The following is a 16,598-nucleotide window of genomic DNA, read 5'->3' as shown; positions in this document are numbered from 1 at the left end:
GTCCCGATGCCGCCGAAGACGAGCGGACTCACACCCGCCGAATAGCCCCTGGACTGGGCAAACATCCATCGGGGCCGCGGACGCACGACCCCGGCGGGCCGTCACTCCCGAACCCGCAGGTCACCCCCGGTATCCGGCCCAGTCATGTGCCCGCACACTGTCGAACTCGGGAACCGGTCCGGGGGCACCGGTCGCAGACAGCGTCCCCGCCGCCTGCCGTCTACCGCATGGCCCACTGCTGATTGCCGCCGCCATGGCAGGCCCACAGCTCGAGCTTCGTGCCGTTGGCGGTGCCGTTGTCGTAGGCGTCCAGGCACATTCCGGACTGCACTCCGGTGATCGTGCCGTCGGCGTTCACGTTCCATTGCTGGTTGGCCTGGCCGTTGCAGTCCCAGACCACGGCCGCCGTGCCGTTGGTGGCGCCCTGGTTGTAGGCGTCCAGGCACTTGTTGCCGTAGATCATCAGCTGCTTGTTCGCGGTGTACGTCCACTTCTGGTTGGCCTGCCCGTTGCAGTCCCACAGCTGCGCCTGGGTGCCGTTGGTGGTCGAGGAGTTGTTGATGTCCACGCAGCGGCCGGACTGGCCGCCGACGATCTCCTTCGCGCCGGCCGTACCGGCGTCGGTGCCGGTCACGGTGAGCAGGACGGCCTGGCCCGCCGGGACGCTGGTTGCGTAGCTGCCGGTGAAGCTGCCCCGGTCGGTGGCGGCCCACAGATCGCGTACCGAAGCTGCGCCGGTCAGGCCGAGGTTGGCCCAGTTGGCGGTGATCGTGGCCGCCGAGCCGGTGCGGTTGAGCAGGACCACCGCACGCCGGCCGCTGCCGGACAGGGTCTTGCTGTAGACCTGCAGCCCGCTTTGTTCCTCGGCGACTTTCACGCCCTGCCGGCCCCGGGCGTCCTGGTCGACAGCGATCACTTCCGGGTTGGTCAGGGCACTGCGCGTGTCGCCGTCCATCGTGGCCAGGTTGTTTCCCGCCAACAGCGGGGCGCCGGAGACGGCCCACAGGCTCAGGTGGGTGCGGTTCTGTGCCGCGGTGAACCCGGCCATTCCCACGACCAGCATGTCCGGATCGTTGTAGTGACCCGGGCTCTGGGCGCCCGGATGCTGCGCCGCATCGAAATTGGACAGCACGCGGGTCATCGATGCGCTCTCGCCGAAGAAGATGATGTCGCCACTGGTGCGCCACAGGCTGGACATGCCCGGTGCCCAGTTCCACGGGCTCTCGTTGCCCCAGTCGCACACCGACAGCACCATCGGCCGGCCGGTCGTCGCGGTGGCGCGACCGATCGAGTCGCTGATCGCCTGGTAGGTGCTCTGTGCGTTCAGCCTCTCGGCGTTGCCGCCGCACCAGTCGACCTTGACGTAGTCAAAGCCCCACCGGGAGAACTGGAGGAAGTCCTGGTCGTAGTGGCCCTCGCTCCCACTGCCCGGCGCCGCCGGACGGCCAGTGGGATAGTAGTAGCCGCAGCCGTCGCGGCCGGCGTCGGTGTAGATCCCGGCTTTGAGGCCCTTGCTGTGGATGTAGTCGGCGATGGCCTTCATCCCGCCGGGCCAGTCGGCGGGATCCACCGTGATGTTGCCGGAGGAGTCGCGGGTTCCCTGCCACCACCCCTCGTCGATGTTGACGTACTGGTAGCCGGTGTCCTTCATGCCCGAAGCAACCATGGCGTCGGTCTGCGACTTGATGACGTTGTAGTTGATCTGAGCGGCGAAGCTGTTCCACGACGCCCAACCCATCGGCGGCGTACTGATCGACGCGGCCGCCGGGACGGCGGCCTGTGTCGGGACGGCGGCCTGTGCCGGACCGCTCGTGGCCGCGTTGCCTGCCAGTACACCAAGGAGCACCGCGGCAGCGGCCCCCAGACGGGCCAACCGCGTGCGGCCCGGTCCACGGGTCGGCCGACGGACGGCGACCGCATCCGGCGTGCGCGACCCTGCCACGCCGCGGGGCGCAGCCGGTGCCAGGCGCTTCGCACCGGCCCAACGGCTTGCCCATGTGCGCACGTTCATGAGGTCTCCCAGCTCTGCATTGAGCAAGATCCGCATATTGTTAGCGCTAACATCCCGCGACGGCGCAAGATCATGTCCATGGCGGGGTATTTCCGAGAAGTTTCGGCACGGAGACACTCCCGCATCGCCCATGCACTGTCAAGAAGTGCGGCAGGTGCTGCCGCGAGGCCGGCGGAGCGAGGTGATCTCCGGGCGGGTCACGCCGGAAGGAACCTGCCGGGGGTCCACACGTCGGCCGGGGTCAGCAACAGCCCCTGATGGAATGTCGCGCCGGCCTTTTTGGCCACGGGGGGATTGGTCGCGCACCTCGGCAGCTGAAATCGGTCGACGCGACAGCCCGAGATGCCCACCGATCACGCTCGCGCACCGGCGAGCACCAAGATCACCGGCAGTCGGGCGGAGGTGCTGGGACAGCTGTTCGCGTTAACGATCAGGGGCCTTCGAGAACGCCCTGCCGGCTGATCACAGCGCCAGCGTGGCCTCCGTCTACGCTGAGTTCGCGCACCGGGAGGGATGGCTCGAGCCGGACCGGATGCTGAGCGCGGACGAGTACGCCACGATGCACGCCGCGATCGACTCATGGGCCAGCCAGGACCGGGTGTGGGACGACGTGACCTCGGCCTTCGGCGCGCCGTCAGTGCTCTTCGGCAGCACCGATCCGTACTACGGGAAGACGCTCGGATACGTGACCGCGGATCCCTCCACGCCCATGCTGTTCTTTCACCTCTGGAACGGCACCGGCCCGGGCACCGAGCCTTCCTGGCCACCGAGCCGCGAGCAGCCACTGCTCCCGGCAGTCCGCCGCGGTGACGATCCGTTCGCCGCCAGCTTCGCTTTCACCCCAGAAGGACGGCGCCGCCGACCGGCACAGGAAGGATAACCACCGAGTCCGTCCTGCTCGTAGGCCGTTTACGCTCGGTCGTCCCGAAATGTTGATCAGAGCCCATTCGCACGGCCGTCCTGGACTCCTGCAAGGCCTGGACCGGCCGGGACGATCCGCCTCACCCGCCCTTCCTCCTCGACGCGAAGGCCGCCGAGGCACCCTCGTCGTACGAGGCTGACATCCTTCTGGGCGTGTGCACCGGCGGTACGGCTTCGAGCTCGGTGCGCACCGGGTGGAGCGCGACTGGATCCACAGATTCCCGGCGGACGGCGACAAGATCTGGCCGCGCAGGGACGCCTCCAGCGACCAGCCCGTGCGCCGGGGCGTCGACGTCGACTGTCAGTGCCCGGCGAGACAATGTCTGTGCAGGCCACGCCGGGTGCGGTGCCTGATCTCTCTGCTTTCCACCTCCACTCCCGCGTCACCTCTGCTCGCCTTGGAGGCTTGTTGTGAAGTCCGACATCGGCACGGCCCGCTTCTTCCACCCCGTCGGAACCGACGGCGAGATCTGCCGCGCGCACTCGCGGGCGGCGCTGGCGACCGGCGCCGCCGCGATCGCGCTGCGCTCCGGCTTGAACGCGGACATGACCGACGCTCAGCTGCTGGAGTGCATTGCCGAGGCCAGGGACGACGCCTCGGCGCCGGCTCCTTCCCTGGAAACCCGGCTGGCGGTCCGGAGCGCCCTGCGGGAGCCGCTGACTCGCGCCACGGAGCCGCAGGCAGTGGCCGACGCCGTCTTCGAGACCCTGCCCGACACGCCACTGCGCATCGAGGGGCCCGACGGCCGGGTGTTCTTCCTGGTGCCCATCGCAGCCTCGTGAGTATCGCAACCTGAATGCGCCGGAGCCTCCAACAAGCCGCCTCGCGGCTTGTTGGAGGCTTTCCCTCTCCGCCTCGCGGGCGAGCGGTGACGAATCGGCAGCGCCCGGATCCGGACGTTCGGAAACGATGGCCGCCGGCCGCAGCGGCGAGGGGGCGCAGCGCTGGCAGAACTGCGTTCCGACCTGACGCCGCGTCCCGTAGGGGGCTTCGACCGGCGCAGGCACGAGGTCGTCGAGGTGGCAGACGGGGCTGCTCGGGTCTTCCTCGACGCTGGTTGCCTGGAGAGATGCGGGATCGGGGGCACCGGGTTGACGGTCGGGGGATATCGTCGGCGTCGGCGAGGGACGGCGATCACCGCGTCCGGCAGGAACATGTCGGCCGGCCGAGCCGTCCGTTTTCATTGCCAGGCCCATCGGCCGACCCGGATCCCCTCCACTCGAAAGGTTCCCCTACTGCGCATGAAGAACATGAAGAGACTTCTCATCGCTGGCGCGGCGGCGCTCGCCGCCACCGCCGGAACCCTCGTCGCGGCCGCCCCCGCACAGGCCGTCGACTGCGACCACGTCTGGTACACCGACGAGTCGGACTCGATAGGCTCGGTCGACCAGGGCGGGCGCCTGTGCTTCGCCGAACACGGCGACTACGTCTTCCTGACCGACTACGACGCCGACGGCTACAGCGTCGTCCTCGACGTCTACATGGACGGCACCGGTCAGCTCCTGTACACGCTGAAGGCGTCGGGCGCCGGTGACGTGCAGACTGCCAACGCCGGCGACGGCATCGCCTTCCACAACCTGCCCGAGGTGAACATCAGGTTCCGGATGTACCTGACCAAGTCGGGTTCGGGCCCGGTCGGCGAGGTCACGCACGTCGTGAGCAACGACCACTGAACGACGGGGGCGGCCGCCGTGCAGCCGGCAGCCCCGCATCGGCGCAACAGAGGCGACGGCAACCGCCGCCGCGCGACGCGGCTCAGAGACGCTGGTCGAATTCGGGTCGTCGCGGCGCTCCAGCGAAAGGTTCAGCGGGTGGGGCCGAGGTCGACGCGGACCTCGCGGAGGTCCGCGCCGCGGGCGCCGGCGTTCAGGAGCGCGTTGCGCTCGACCGGGTAGAGGCGTCGAGGCGGGGCGCCGCTACCTCCGTGACGGCGCGCAGCCCGGTCCTCCGCGCATCCCTTGGGACGGCCGCTCCGTGCCCGGCCGGCGGTGGCATGCGGGAGGCTCCCGCATCCGACCTGGCTCGGCCACATCGGCGCCGGGATGCATGGCGCACGTGCGGTCCGTAGCGTGGGAAGAGCAAGTCAACCTTTGTCGGCACGGCCGCTATCACCCACAGAACCGTGTCGCTCGAACCCGAGAACGGCTTGATCCCGTCGGATCACTGCCCGACGCCGACTTTGACGCCTTTCTGAATTCCCAATTCCGAGCGTGGCGGGACGTTGCAAAAATGCCGAACTGTGAAGCCCTCAAGAAGGAGCACAAAGAAGCCATCAAGGTGTTGCGGCGAGAAGAAACCGAACTCGCAAGACTTATGGCTGAGCTAGCGGACCTGAAGCGTCAGGCGAGTCCGGACTGGGAGAAGATCCGCCAAGCACAGCAGGCCGTGGACTCGGTGTCCGATCAATTGAACACCACCTCGAACGATGTTGACGAAATAGCGAACGAACTCCATCGGTGCGAGCAAGGTCACCCCGCAACGGATCCTTTCTGACGTCCGGCTGTTCGGCAGGGCCGACCGAGAGACAAGAGCGATGACCCGCCGCGGTGCGTTCGTATCGGGCCGGACCCGGCCCCTGCATCGCCGTGACCTGCGGGCTCACGTGCTCACCGGGACTTTGAAACAGCCCAGCTCCACCAGCGCCTTCTTGGTGATGCCGATGGGCGTGACGTGGCCGAGCAGGGCGATGCAGACGCGTTGTCGTCGGCACCGGCGGCCGGCACGGTCACGGCGACGACCAAGCCGAGGACGTCGACCACCGGCTCGCACTTGCGACTTCGCACCTCGGCCGCGTCCTTTCTGGTCGTGGCCCCGGCGACGTTCACCGCCGCGTGGACGCCCGGGGTGTCGATCACGACTTCTGACCTGTCGGCGCACCAGGTCGTTGAGCCTCATGTCCGTACCGTCGTCGCGCCAGGCCACGAAGTCGTAGCCGTACCGACGCCAGCGGTGCCGGCACCGGCACCGGCACCGGCACCGAGATGCATCGGCCCCACATGAGGATCACGCTGATGGGAGACGAGTCTCACCAGGGAGAGAATCAATGCCCCACCAGGAAACTCCGAGACAATCACCGGCGGACAACGGGGACGGAGATCCCAGCGCCCGCTTCTGTCGGCTATGCGACTGTCCGGACTTCACCAAGAAACACGTACCCAAGCACGGTTTCACTGGCGCCGAGCTGGCCCACATGACGTGCGACACCCCGGATTGCGGGCACTTGTTCCTCCGGCACAACTCTCCGCACTGACGCCGTGAAAGAAACGCCGAGTTCACGGCAACTGCTGACGGGGCACACCGACCGCAAGACTCTCGGTGTGCCCCCGCCGCGCGAGCACGGCAGCAGCCCCGATTCCAGTCCCACGGCAAACGGTCAGCGGTTGTCGTTCTTCTCGCAACGCCTCGCTCTTCTCGCTCTTTCGAGCCCGTGACATGATCATGCGGTTGGCTTGTTGAGCCTTCTCCAGCAGATGAGCGCACACGTGAGCGGGATGAGTGGGTCGTGCAGTTCGAGGCGGCGTTCCCAGCGGACGGCGAGGCGCTTGAACTGGTGGAGCAGGGCGAAGGTCTGCTCCACCACGTAGCGGAGCTTCCCCAGACCGCGGATGTCCGGTTCGCCACGGCGGGAGATGACGGGCAGGATCCGGCGCCTGATCAGCTCCCGCCTGACATGCCTGCTGTCGTAGCCCTTGCCGCCGAGCAGGGACTTGGGCCGCTTGCGGGGGCGCCCGGGCAGGCCTGCCACGGGTGGGGCCGCGTCGACCAGCGCGAGAGCCTGGGTGATGGTCGGGGACGTTCCCGCCGGTGGTGATGACCTTCAGCGGTGCGCCGTTGCCGTCGCAGATCAGGTGGTGCTTGCTGCCCGCCCGGCCACGGTCGACCGGCGAAGGTCCGATGTGAGCCCCCCCCTTTTCGCACGCACGTGGGAGGCGTCCACGCACGCGCGCGTCCAGTCGATCCGCCGGGCCGCGTTCAGCTCGGCGAGCAGCATCCGGTGGACCTGGTCGAAGACCCCGGCCTCGGTCCACCGGCACAGCCGGTCGTCCACCGGCCGCGGGCCCGGGGAACGTTCCGGCCACGGCGGGAGCACCGGCTCGACCAGCGCCCAGCGTTCGTCGGACAAGCCGCTCTTGTAGGGCTTGCGGCCACTCACGCAGCCACCTCAGCACGGTGCCGGCCCGGCGACTTGCCACTGACGGCAAGGCCACACGTTCAGGCGACGACAGAACGGAAATCAGCTCACACTCCGCCCTCTCCGACCAGCACGATGACCGCCACCCACCACAGGGCCTTGAGCGCGAAGCCGGCGCCGAACAGGATCAGGGCCAGCAGGAGAACGAGAAGAAGGGGAACCACGGCGACCTCCATGCAGTCTGTGTCGGACCGCCGCATGCCCCCGCCCTCGGTGAATATTCCTACGAATCTCCGCAGTTCGAGGGGGTAGGCGGAGCCCTGTCAGGACGAGGGTCCCACGGGGCGCAGACGGTTCGAGGAGGACGCGATGAGCACGGGCGACAAGATCGAGAACACCGGCGACAAGCTCAAGGGCACCGTCAAGGAGGCCGCCGGCAAGGCCGTCGGCAACGAGCGCCTCGAAGCCGAGGGCAGGGCCGACAAGACCAAGGGCGACCTCAAGCAGGCCGGCGAACACGTCAAGGACGCCTTCAAGAGCTGAGCGCCACCGCGCGTTCGTGTGGGCCCGCCCGGCCGTCGGGCGGGCCCACGCGCGTCTGTGCCAGGAGGGTGCCCGTTCGCCACGCGGGCGCGCGGGGCGGCTTGCCCGGGGAAACGCGCCGGTCGGTGCCCGGAGCGGACGCACCGCCCGGTCGGCTCCGCCGGTCTTCCGCGCGGCCGGTCCACCGGCGGTGCCGGGCGCTGCCGGAGCCGTCCATCGCGCGCCGGACCGGCGGAGCACCGAGAACCGGCATCCCGGCCTGATCCTGTTCGGCGGCGAGCCCGCAGCCCGGTGCGGAGGCAAGGAGCGGTGGGAGCCCGTACCGGATCCGGCTGCCGGTGATCACGCCACCGCCCCGCGCCGACCGTTGCTCACCGGCGGGGACGGCCACGGCCGTCCCGTGTCTTCCGGCGCGCACGGCACCAGGGGCGCCACCGGGAGCGCGCCGACACCAGGCACGAACCGGTCCAGCAGCGGTTCCGGTACTTGCGCTGCGTTCCGGGCCGACGGTGAACGACGGGCTCAGGCGAAGATCCGCCCGACGGCGAAGCCGACGCAGCACACGACCATGACCGTGATGGCCAGCAGGGGGATCCAACTGGGCCAGGCCGTGTGCAGTTCCACCGCCTCGGGCGTGGAGATGCCGTGCGTGGTCGAGGCTTCGCACTCGGGGGTTTCGGTCGGCACGGAGTGGCCGTCCGACTGGGGTGGAGCGGGGACGGGGCGGCTGACGGACATGGCGTCCTCCCGGTGGTTCCGAGTTTCGTGGCGTACCGGTTCGCTTCCACCTCCCACGGTCCACCCGGCGGTGCCCGGCCGCAAAACCGGCTCGGACCGCCGCGGCCGTCCCGGTCTGCTCCGCTCGGCCGGGAGGCGGTCCCCCGCCCCGGTCGGCATCCGCCGGATCCGCCGGACAGCGGGTACGACGGCATGTCCGGACGAATGGCACGGCCGGCTCGGGGCAGAGGTGCCAGGGTGGGGACAGCGCCGTGACACCCCGTCAGGAGGCCCCCGCCGTTCACGGCTCAGCCGAGTAGCGCCCCACCGGGACGGGGTCCGGGCGGCGCGGTGGGAGTCCGTCCGGAGCCGGAAGGCGGAAGTGGGTTGAGAAGCGACGCGGAAGGCGCCCCCCTCGCGCTGGTGATCATCGGTGGAGGGGCCGCCGGACTCAGCCTGGCCGACTGCCTGGTCAGGCACGACCAGGCAGGAGCCGGCGGCGGCCCCCGGTTCGACGTGACCGTCGTCGAGGCGCCGGAAGGGCCGCTGCGCCCGGCCGCCCGGACCTGGTGCTTCTGGGACGACGGCCCCGGGGCGTACGAGGAGGCCGTCACCGCCCAGTGGTCCCGGTTGCGGATCACCGGCCCGAACGGCGAGAGCGTCGAAGCGGTACCCGCCCCGCTGCGCTACCGGATGCTGCGTTCCACCTCGTTCGAGGAGTTGGTGCACGCCCGCCTGGCGGCCCACCCCCGGGCCCGGGTGCTGCGCGCCACCGTCGGGCGCGTGCGGGCGCGGCCGGACGGACGACCCGGGGCCCGCGTGCACGCCGACGACCCGGCGGGCCTGCCGCTCGTCCTCGACGCCCGGTACGTCTTCGACTCCAGGCCGCCCGCCGGGCTCCCGCCGGCCCGGACGGTCCTGCTGCAGCACTTCCGCGGCTGGTTCGTGCGCACCGACCGGCCGTGCTTCGACACCGGTCGGGCGGACCTCATGGACTTCCGCGTCCCGCAGCCCGCCCACGGCCTCGCCTTCGGGTACGTCCTGCCGCTGGCACCCGACCGCGCCCTGATCGAGTACACCGAGTTCTCCCGGCACCCGCTGAGCGTCCCCGCGTACGAGCACGCCCTGCGCGCCTACACCCGGGAGGTCCTGGGCCTGGGCGGATTCACGGTGGAGGACGTCGAACAGGGCGCCATTCCGATGACGGACGGCCGCTTCCCCCGCCGCGCCGCCCCCGCGCACGTGCGCATCGGCACGGCCGGCGGCGCCACCCGGCCCGCCACCGGCTACACCTTCACCGCCGTCCAGCGGCAGAGCCGGGCCATCGCCGCGGCCCTCGGCCGACCGGCGGCACCGCGCCGGCCCGCGCCGGCGCCCGCGCCCCACCGCCGTCGGGCCCTGGCCATGGACGCGGTCCTGCTGCGCGCCCTGGACACCGGCCGTATCGACGGGCCCCGTTTCTTCACCGACCTGTTCCGCCGCACCCCCGCCGAGCAGGTGCTGCGTTTCCTGGACGGCGCGAGCACCCCCTTCGAGGACCTGCGGATCGGCCTGCGCTGCCCCGTCGGCCCCATGCTGCGGTCGGCCGCCGAACTGCCGCTACTGCCCCGCCGGGCCGCGCCCGGTATCCGCCCCGGACCCGCTCCGGACACCCGTGAGGACCACCGATGACCACGCTCGCCCCCGACCGCGACCACGCGGCGCCGCGTACGGCCGCCCTCCCGGCGGTGCGCGGATGAGCCGCGCCCGACCCCGCGTCCGGCACGGGCGCGACCGCCGGGCCGAAGTGGTGCCCGCCGCCCCGGGCCGCGCCCGATTCTCCGGGGCCGAGCGGCCCCGGGTGGCCGTCGTGGGCGGCGGGATCGCCGGCCTGGCCGCCGCGACGGCCCTCGCCGAACGCGGCATCGACGTGGTCCTCCACGAACGGGAGCCCGTGCTGGGCGGGCGGGTCGCCGGTTGGAGCACCCGGCTCGCCGACGGCTCGACCGCGACCATGAGCCGGGGCTTCCACGCCTTCTTCCGCCAGTACTACAACCTGCGCGGCCTGCTGCGGCGCACCGATCCCGGCCTCACCCGGCTGGTCGGCCTGCCCGACTACCCGCTGCGCCAGCGCTCCGGAACGACCGACAGCTTCGCCCGGGTGCCGCGCACCCCGCCGTTCAGCGCCGCCGGCTTCGTCGCCCTCAGCCCCACCTTCGGCCTGCGCGATCTCGCCTCCCTGAACGCCCGGGCCGCCCTGCCCCTGTTGGACGTCCGCCTGCCCGAGGTCTTCGAGCGCCACGACACCACCAGCGCGCACGACCTGCTGCGGCGGATCAACTTCCCCGAGGCCGCCCGTCACCTCGCCTTCGAGGTGTTCTCCCGCAGCTTCTTCACCGACCCGCGCGACCTGTCCGCCGCCGAACTGCTGCTGATGTTCCACATCTACTTCCTCGGCTCCTCCGAAGGACTGCTCTTCGACGTCCCGACCGAGCCCTACCCGCACGCCCTGTGGGAGCCCCTGGCCGCCTACCTGGGCGCCCTCGGCGCCGACCTGCGCACCGGCTCCGCCGTGGACGAGGTCCGCCCGCTGCCGGGCGGGGACCTCGAAGTCGTCTCACCGGGCCGGGGGGCCGAACGCCACCAGGCGGTGGTCCTCGCCCTGGACACGGCCGGGCTGCGGAACCTCGTCGCGAACTCCGCGCACCTGGGCGACCCGGCCTGGCGCGCCGACATCGCCGCGCTGCGCACCGCGCCGCCCTTCCTGGTCTCCCGGCTCTGGCTGGACCGCCCCGTCGCCGCCGACCGGCCGGGCTTCCTGGGCACCAGCGGCTACGACGGGCTGGACAACGTCAGCGTGCTGGAGCGCTGGGAGGGCGAGGCGGCCCGCTGGTCCGCCCGCACCGGCGGATCCGTGGTCGAGCTGCACGCCTACGCCGTGGCCGAGGGCGCGGAGCCGAAGGAGGTCCAGGAGCGGATGGCGGCCCGGCTGCACGAGGTCTACCCGGAGACCCGCGACGCCCGGGCGGTGGACGTCCGCCACGAGTGGCGCCAGGACTGCCCGGTCTTCCCGGTGGGCGGCTGGCCGCGCCGTCCCGGCGTCACCACCCCGCACCCCGCCGTCGTCCTCGCCGGCGACCTCGTGCGCACCGACCTGCCCGTCGCCCTGATGGAGCGCGCCGCCACCACCGGCTTCCAGGCCGCCAACGCCCTGCTCGCCCGCTGGGGCGTCGCCGGGCAGACCCTGTGGTCGGTGCCCCGGGCCGGCCGTTCCCGCCTGCTGCGCGCCCTGGCCCGCCGGGCGGCCCGCTGACCGGTCGGCTCGTCGGCCGGCCAGCGGGCCGGCCGTCGTGCCGGCCGGCGTGCCGACCGTCGTGTCAGCCGGGGAAGCGGCCGGTGCTGCGCAGGGCCCAGCGGCGCTCCGCGTAGGCGAGGTCGTCCCGCCACAGCCGGCCCGCGGTGCGGCGCACCAGCGGTCGCAAGGCCGGGGCGAGCGCCCGGGCCACGGCGAACCCGCGCCGCCCGGAGGAGGCGACGACCGCCTCCACCACCGCCGTGCGCGGTGCGGGAGAGGAGCGGCCGGTCAGCGGGGTGGCGTGGGTCTCCACCACCGACCCCGCCCCCTCGCCCTCGACGATGCGCATGACGACGGTGCGCGGCCCGGGCGCGGTGAAGACCGCGCGCACCGGTACCACCAGCCGTCCGGCCACCCGGAACGACACGTCCACCACGAACCGGTCCTCCCCCGCCCCGTCCGGCACCTCCCGCACCGCCAGGTCCGTGAACGAGTAGGGGTGGAACCAGGAGCCGTGCCACGGATCCAACCGGTTGGCCACCACGTCCTCGGGCTCGCAGCGCCCCAGCCCCGTGTACACCGCCGTGACCGCCCCCCTCGGTCCGGGCCGCTCCGGGACGGCCGGCCGCTCGGTGGGCTCCTCGCCGCCCTCGGCGTCCAGCCGCACCCAGGCCAGCACCCCGTCCTCGTACACCGGGCAGGGCTCCCACCCGGCGGTCGCGGTGCCGTCCAGGGCCAGGCCGTGCCAGTGGCAGACCAGCGTGCCGCACACGACCCGGGAGTCCTTCAGCGGAGCGCCCAGGTGGGGGCACACCCCCGGGCCGGCCCGCAGGGCGCCCGCGGCGTCCCGCCACAGCACGACCTCCGTGCCGCCGACCAGCCGTCCGCGCGGTCCGCCGCGCACCGGGAAGTCCCGGGAGGCGCCGACGACGAACCAGTTCCCGGACGGCCGGGCGGCCGCCCGTTCCAGGGCGCCGGCGATCAGCGCCGGCTTCGCCGCCCGCCACGAAGGCTCCTGCCGCGCCCAGGACGGGCCCCGGCGCAGCCGCAGCGGCGGCGTCCAGCGGGAGGAGGGGGCGCTCACCGCGCCGCTCCTCGGCCGGTCGGCGGGCGGTGCGGCGCGCCGGAGGGGGAGGCGGGCCGGTCCCGGCGCCGCACCCGGGCGGCCAGGAGGCCCGCCAGCCCCGACGCGGCGACGGCCGCCCGCCTGCGCAGCGGCACCGCCGAACGCCGGTGCAGCACCGCGTAGCCGTCCTCGGCGATCGCGTCGAGGATGCCGCCGTAGAGCGTGAACGCCGTTCGGATGCAGGGGCGGACCCGGGGCTCCAGCATCGCGATGCCCGGCTCGGCCTCCCGGTAGACGCCGCGGGCGAGCGCGGCGGCGGCCACCAGTGCGGCCCGGATGCGGGTGTCGTCCCGGCCGGTGCGGCGGCTCCACTCCAGCAACGGCCGGTCCGCCCCGTGCGCCGCGAGCAGGTCGCCCGGCAGGTACACCCGGCCGCGGTCCAGGTCCTCCCCCACGTCGCGCAGGAAGTTGGTCAGCTGGAACGCCACCCCGAGGGCGGCCGCGTACGGCTCGGCCTCGGTGCGGCAGGTCACCGTGCCGAGGACGGGCAGCATCTGCAGGCCGATCACCGCCGCGGAGCCGTGCATGTAGCCGTACAGGTCCTGGTAGGTCGGGTAGTCGGTGACGGTGAGGTCGGCGCGCATCGAGGCCATGAAGTCGGTGAACAGCACCGGGTCGATGCCGTACCGCCCCGCGGTGTCCGCGACCGCCCGCACCACCGGCTCGTCCGCCTCCCCGCGCCGCAGGCCCTCGGCCAGGTCGCGTTCCAGCAGCCGCAGCAGCCGGTCGCACTCGGCGGGCGTCTCGCGGTTGTCCAGTCCGTCGACGATGTCGTCCGCCCAGCGTGCGAAGCCGTACAGGGCGTGGACCGCGCACCGGCGCTCGGGCGGCAGCAGCCGGGTGGCCAGGAAGTAGGTGCGGCCGTGCCGGGCGTTGAGCTCGCGGCAGGCGGTGTAGGCCGCCCGCAGGGCGGGGGCGGTGATCCCCGCGGCGTCCAGTTCACGGGCTGTCATGCAGCACTCCGGGGGTCGGGGACGGGGTGGGCGCCGCGTCGGAGCCGGGCGACGGCGGGGTGGGCGCGCGGCGGCGCGCACGGGCCGGGTGCGCGGCGCCGGTGATCCGGGCGGCGGCGAGCTTCCCGCTGATCAGGACGGTCGGAACGCCGACTCCGGGGGTGGTGCCGCAGCCGGCCAGCGCCACGTTCTCCAGGCCGCGCACCAGGTTGCGCGGCCGGAACGGCCCCGTCTGCGCGAAGGTGTGGGCGGCGGAGAACGGCGTGCCGGCCGCGTGCCCCTGGGCGGTCCAGTCGGCCGGGGTGACCAGGCACTCCTCCTCCACGGCCGCGCCGATGCCGGTCAGCCCGCGCTGTTCGAGGGTGTCGAGCAGGTGGTCGCGGTAGCCGGGCGCCAGCTCGCCCCAGGCCGTGGCGCTCGGGCCGATGGCGGTGTTGGGCACCGGGGCCAGCACGTAGTGGGTGTGCCGCCCGGCCGGGGCCGACGACGGGTCGGTGCCGGTCGGGCGGGTGATCAGCAGTGAAGGGTCCGTCATCAGGCGCCCGGTGCGGGTCAGTTCGTCGAACGTGCGCTCCCAGGCGCGGCCGAACGACAGGGTGTGGTGGGCCAGCTCCGGCCAGGTCCGGTCGGTGCCCAGGTGCAGGACCACCGCCGAGGGCGAGAACCGCAGCGGCACCGCCCGTCGGGGGGCCCGTCCCAGCAGCCGGTACGCCACCGGCAGGTCGGGCGTGAGGACGACCGCGTCGCAGGCGACGCGCCCGCGGTCCGTGAGGACGGCGGTGATCCTGCTCCCGCGCCGCTCCAGGTCCACCACGGTGCTCCCGTAGCGGAACTCGGCGCCCGCCGCCCCGGCGGCGTCGGCCATCGCCAGGGGCAGGGCGTGCATGCCGCCGCGGGGGAACCACACTCCGGCCACCGTGTCCATGTAGGCGATGACCGCGTAGGCGGCCAGCGCCCGGGCCGGGGCCACTCCCGCGTACAGGGACTGGAACGAGAAGACCCGCTGCAGCCGCTCGTCGCGCAGGTGGCGCCCGATCTGCGGGGCGAGCCGGCCGAACCCGCCCAGCGCGGCCAGTCGCGCCAGGTCGGGGTTGAGCAGTTGCCACGGCGAGTCGAAGTTGGTGTCGATGAAGCGCCGCATCTGCGCCCGGTGGAGCCGGACGAGCCAGCGGCGCAGCTCCCGGTAGCCGGCGGCCTCCCGCGCGCCGGCGAAGCGCGCCACCTCGGCCTCCATCGCCTGCGCGTCGGTGTGCACGTCCAGCGTGCTGCCGTCGGCGAACCGGGCCCGGTAGGCGGGGTGCAGCGGCAGCAGGTCGACGTGTTCGCGCAGCGAGGTCCCGACGGCCGTGAACGCCTCGTCGGCGAGGTCGGGCATGGTCAGCACGGTCGGCCCGGTGTCGAAGAAGTACCCGCCGCGCCGGATCCGCCCGGCCCGGCCGCCGGGCCCCCCGTCCCGCTCGACGACCGTCACCCGCCGTCCCGCGCCGAGCAGGTGGCAGGCGGCGGAGAGCCCGGCCAGGCCCGCCCCCACGACGACGACGTGGTCGGTCGGGGGCACGGCGCGCCTCATTCGGTCGCCCCGGCGCCGTGCGGCAGCCCGGCGGCGGCCCTGAGCAGGTCGGCCAGCCGTCCGGCGCCGGGGCCCGCCGGGCGGGCCCGCTCCAGGTGCTCCGTGCTGCGCGCGGAGAGCCGCTCGATGCGGGACTGCACGGCGGCCCGCGCGCCCGTCCTCACCAGCGCTTCCCTGACCTCCTGCAACGCCCCGTCGTCGAGGTCCGCGTCGCCCAGGCACCGTTCCAGCACGTCCGACGAGGCCCGGTCGTGGCGGGCCACCGCCCGGGCGTGCGCCACTGCGAACAGGTAGGTCGGCTTGCCGGCCCGGATGTCGTCGCCGCTGGGCTTGCCCGTCCGGGCGGGATCCCCGAAGACCCCGTCGAGGTCGTCCCTGAGCTGGAAGGCGATGCCCGCGCACCGGCCCGAGCGGCGCAGTTCCCGCACCTGCTCGGGGGCGGCTCCGGCCAGCACGGCGCCCAGGTGGACGGGCCGCTCCACCGAGTACATCGCGCTCTTGAGCTGGGCGATCCGGAGCGCCCGGCCCGGCGCGCGGGACCGGGTCACCTGGCCGTGCACGTCCGCGTACTGGCCGGCGACCATCTCGGTCCGCAGGCTCGACCAGACCTGCCGCACCTGGTCCCGCAGGTGCGCGGGCAGTTCCTCCCGCGCGGCGGCGGCGAGGTCGTCCGCCCAGGCGAGGGCCAGGTCCCCGGCGAGGACGCCCGCGGCCGAACCGAGCTCGGCGGCGCCCCGCTCGCCCACCTCGGGCGCGTACCGGGCGGCCACGTCCGCGTGCAGGGCCCGGCGGCCGCGACGGGTCGCGGACCCGTCCATCACGTCGTCCTGGACGAGCGCGCACGTCTGGAGCAGCTCCAGCGCCGCGGCCGTGGTCAGCGCGGTGCCGACCGGGCCGTCCTCCTCCCGCCCGCACGCGCGCATCGCCCACCACAGGAACTGCCCCCGCATCCGTTTGCCCCCGCTCCGGGTGAAGTCCGCCACCCGGCGGGCGACGTCGGCTGCGAAGATCCCGTCGGCGGCGGCCGCCAGCGCCACCCGGTGCTCCAGGTACCGGTCGAGCACCCGGCCGACAGCACCCGGCACGTCGCCGTCGACGCGCCCGGCCGACGCCGGAGCCCGTTCCGTCCCGCCGGACGGGCCGCGCCCTGCGGCCGGGGGGCGGAACGCAGTGGACGGGCCGGGCTGCCCGGGCGGGGCGGCTCGGCCTCCTGCGGGCATCGACAGTGGTACGGAGGACATCGGACTCGCTTCCGTCGAGGTCCGGTGCACCTCCCGCGCGGGTGCGAGGGCAGCGTGCACCGGCGGCGCAGGGGCTCTCTCCGCCTATCCCCGATCCTGCGGATCCAGT

The 16,598-nt window shown here is 73.1% G+C and carries 13 protein-coding genes and 2 pseudogenes; 7 read left to right on the top strand and 8 right to left on the bottom strand.

Annotation, left to right across the window (positions count from 1 at the left end; translation table 11 throughout):
* Positions 1–220 precede the first annotated feature (220 nt).
* On the bottom strand, positions 221–2,047 hold the full coding sequence (locus OO48_RS13275) for a glycoside hydrolase family 27 protein (RefSeq protein WP_245194622.1): 1,827 nt from the start codon (positions 2,045–2,047) through the stop codon (positions 221–223).
* A gap of 439 nt (positions 2,048–2,486) precedes the next feature.
* Between OO48_RS13275 and OO48_RS13270 the strand changes: the two genes are divergently transcribed.
* From OO48_RS13270 to OO48_RS38880, 4 genes are all read left to right on the top strand, one after another.
* Positions 2,487–2,891: a hypothetical protein gene (locus OO48_RS13270; RefSeq protein WP_051732084.1), complete on the top strand. Its 405-nt coding sequence runs from the start codon at positions 2,487–2,489 to the stop codon at positions 2,889–2,891.
* 452 nt (positions 2,892–3,343) lie between these two features.
* On the top strand, positions 3,344–3,715 hold the full coding sequence (locus OO48_RS13265; protein ID WP_033215519.1) for a hypothetical protein: 372 nt from the start codon (positions 3,344–3,346) through the stop codon (positions 3,713–3,715).
* 459 nt (positions 3,716–4,174) lie between these two features.
* Complete coding sequence (locus OO48_RS13260; RefSeq protein WP_051732083.1) at positions 4,175–4,606, top strand: hypothetical protein; 432 nt, start codon at positions 4,175–4,177, stop codon at positions 4,604–4,606.
* A 556-nt stretch (positions 4,607–5,162) separates the two neighbouring features.
* The gene (locus OO48_RS38880) at positions 5,163–5,426 is read left to right on the top strand and encodes a hypothetical protein (RefSeq protein ID WP_167346441.1); all 264 of its coding nucleotides are present in this window, start codon (positions 5,163–5,165) and stop codon (positions 5,424–5,426) included.
* 943 nt (positions 5,427–6,369) lie between these two features.
* Here the strand turns inward: OO48_RS38880 and OO48_RS36155 are convergent.
* Both OO48_RS36155 and OO48_RS39750 read right to left on the bottom strand, forming a co-directional pair.
* A pseudogene (locus OO48_RS36155) lies at positions 6,370–7,056 on the bottom strand (IS5 family transposase).
* A gap of 134 nt (positions 7,057–7,190) precedes the next feature.
* Positions 7,191–7,289 (bottom strand): annotated as a pseudogene (locus OO48_RS39750) (hydrophobic protein); the annotation flags it as partial.
* Between the two features lie 145 nt (positions 7,290–7,434).
* Between OO48_RS39750 and OO48_RS35730 the strand changes: the two are divergent.
* Positions 7,435–7,608: a CsbD family protein gene (locus OO48_RS35730; protein WP_063830669.1), complete on the top strand. Its 174-nt coding sequence runs from the start codon at positions 7,435–7,437 to the stop codon at positions 7,606–7,608.
* Between the two features lie 522 nt (positions 7,609–8,130).
* Here the strand turns inward: OO48_RS35730 and OO48_RS13240 are convergent.
* Positions 8,131–8,346 (bottom strand): DUF6480 family protein, encoded by a 216-nt coding sequence (locus tag OO48_RS13240; protein WP_033215515.1) that lies wholly within the window; start codon positions 8,344–8,346, stop codon positions 8,131–8,133.
* A gap of 366 nt (positions 8,347–8,712) precedes the next feature.
* Here OO48_RS13240 and OO48_RS13235 point away from each other — a divergent pair, with 366 nt between their 5' ends.
* Together OO48_RS13235 and OO48_RS13230 are read left to right on the top strand one after the other, a co-directional pair.
* Positions 8,713–9,996 (top strand): lycopene cyclase family protein, encoded by a 1,284-nt coding sequence (locus OO48_RS13235; RefSeq protein ID WP_051732082.1) that lies wholly within the window; start codon positions 8,713–8,715, stop codon positions 9,994–9,996.
* Positions 9,997–10,060: 64 nt separating this feature from the next.
* Entirely contained in the window at positions 10,061–11,617 is a 1,557-nt protein-coding gene (locus OO48_RS13230; RefSeq protein ID WP_033215514.1) for an FAD-dependent oxidoreductase, read from the top strand.
* Positions 11,618–11,681: 64 nt separating this feature from the next.
* Here the strand turns inward: OO48_RS13230 and OO48_RS13225 are convergent, their stop codons facing one another.
* The 4 genes from OO48_RS13225 to OO48_RS13210 are packed head-to-tail and all read right to left on the bottom strand — an operon-like array spanning position 11,682 to position 16,312.
* Complete coding sequence (locus OO48_RS13225; protein WP_033215512.1) at positions 11,682–12,683, bottom strand: Rieske (2Fe-2S) protein; 1,002 nt, start codon at positions 12,681–12,683, stop codon at positions 11,682–11,684.
* Positions 12,680–13,678: a phytoene/squalene synthase family protein gene (locus OO48_RS13220; protein ID WP_051732081.1), complete on the bottom strand. Its 999-nt coding sequence runs from the start codon at positions 13,676–13,678 to the stop codon at positions 12,680–12,682. The genes OO48_RS13225 and OO48_RS13220 overlap by 4 nt, the downstream gene beginning before the upstream one ends.
* On the bottom strand, positions 13,665–15,248 hold the full coding sequence (gene crtI / locus OO48_RS13215) for a phytoene desaturase family protein (protein ID WP_051732080.1): 1,584 nt from the start codon (positions 15,246–15,248) through the stop codon (positions 13,665–13,667). The genes OO48_RS13220 and crtI overlap by 14 nt, the downstream gene beginning before the upstream one ends.
* Complete coding sequence (locus OO48_RS13210) at positions 15,245–16,312, bottom strand: polyprenyl synthetase family protein (RefSeq protein ID WP_245194621.1); 1,068 nt, start codon at positions 16,310–16,312, stop codon at positions 15,245–15,247. The genes crtI and OO48_RS13210 overlap by 4 nt, the downstream gene beginning before the upstream one ends.
* Positions 16,313–16,598: the final 286 nt, after the last annotated feature.

The sequence above is a fragment of the Kitasatospora phosalacinea genome (assembly GCF_000716545.1).
In the GTDB taxonomy this organism is placed as follows: Bacteria; Actinomycetota; Actinomycetes; order Streptomycetales; family Streptomycetaceae; genus Kitasatospora; species Kitasatospora phosalacinea.
The sequence above is the reverse complement of the archived record's forward strand: the minus strand, read 5'-3'. Positions and strand labels throughout refer to the sequence as shown.

What these genes read in the sequence shown, in the direction of transcription:
- OO48_RS13240 (WP_033215515.1), bottom strand. Translation starts at nt 8,346, where the DNA reads ATGTCCGTCAGCCGCCCCGTCCCCGCTCCACCCCAGTCGGACGGCCAC.
- OO48_RS38880 (WP_167346441.1), top strand. Translation starts at nt 5,163, where the DNA reads ATGCCGAACTGTGAAGCCCTCAAGAAGGAGCACAAAGAAGCCATCAAG.
- OO48_RS13260 (WP_051732083.1), top strand. Translation starts at nt 4,175, where the DNA reads ATGAAGAACATGAAGAGACTTCTCATCGCTGGCGCGGCGGCGCTCGCC.
- OO48_RS13230 (WP_033215514.1), top strand. Translation starts at nt 10,061, where the DNA reads ATGAGCCGCGCCCGACCCCGCGTCCGGCACGGGCGCGACCGCCGGGCC.
- OO48_RS13220 (WP_051732081.1), bottom strand. Translation starts at nt 13,678, where the DNA reads ATGACAGCCCGTGAACTGGACGCCGCGGGGATCACCGCCCCCGCCCTG.
- OO48_RS35730 (WP_063830669.1), top strand. Translation starts at nt 7,435, where the DNA reads ATGAGCACGGGCGACAAGATCGAGAACACCGGCGACAAGCTCAAGGGC.
- crtI (WP_051732080.1), bottom strand. Translation starts at nt 15,248, where the DNA reads ATGAGGCGCGCCGTGCCCCCGACCGACCACGTCGTCGTCGTGGGGGCG.
- OO48_RS13275 (WP_245194622.1), bottom strand. Translation starts at nt 2,047, where the DNA reads ATGCGGATCTTGCTCAATGCAGAGCTGGGAGACCTCATGAACGTGCGC.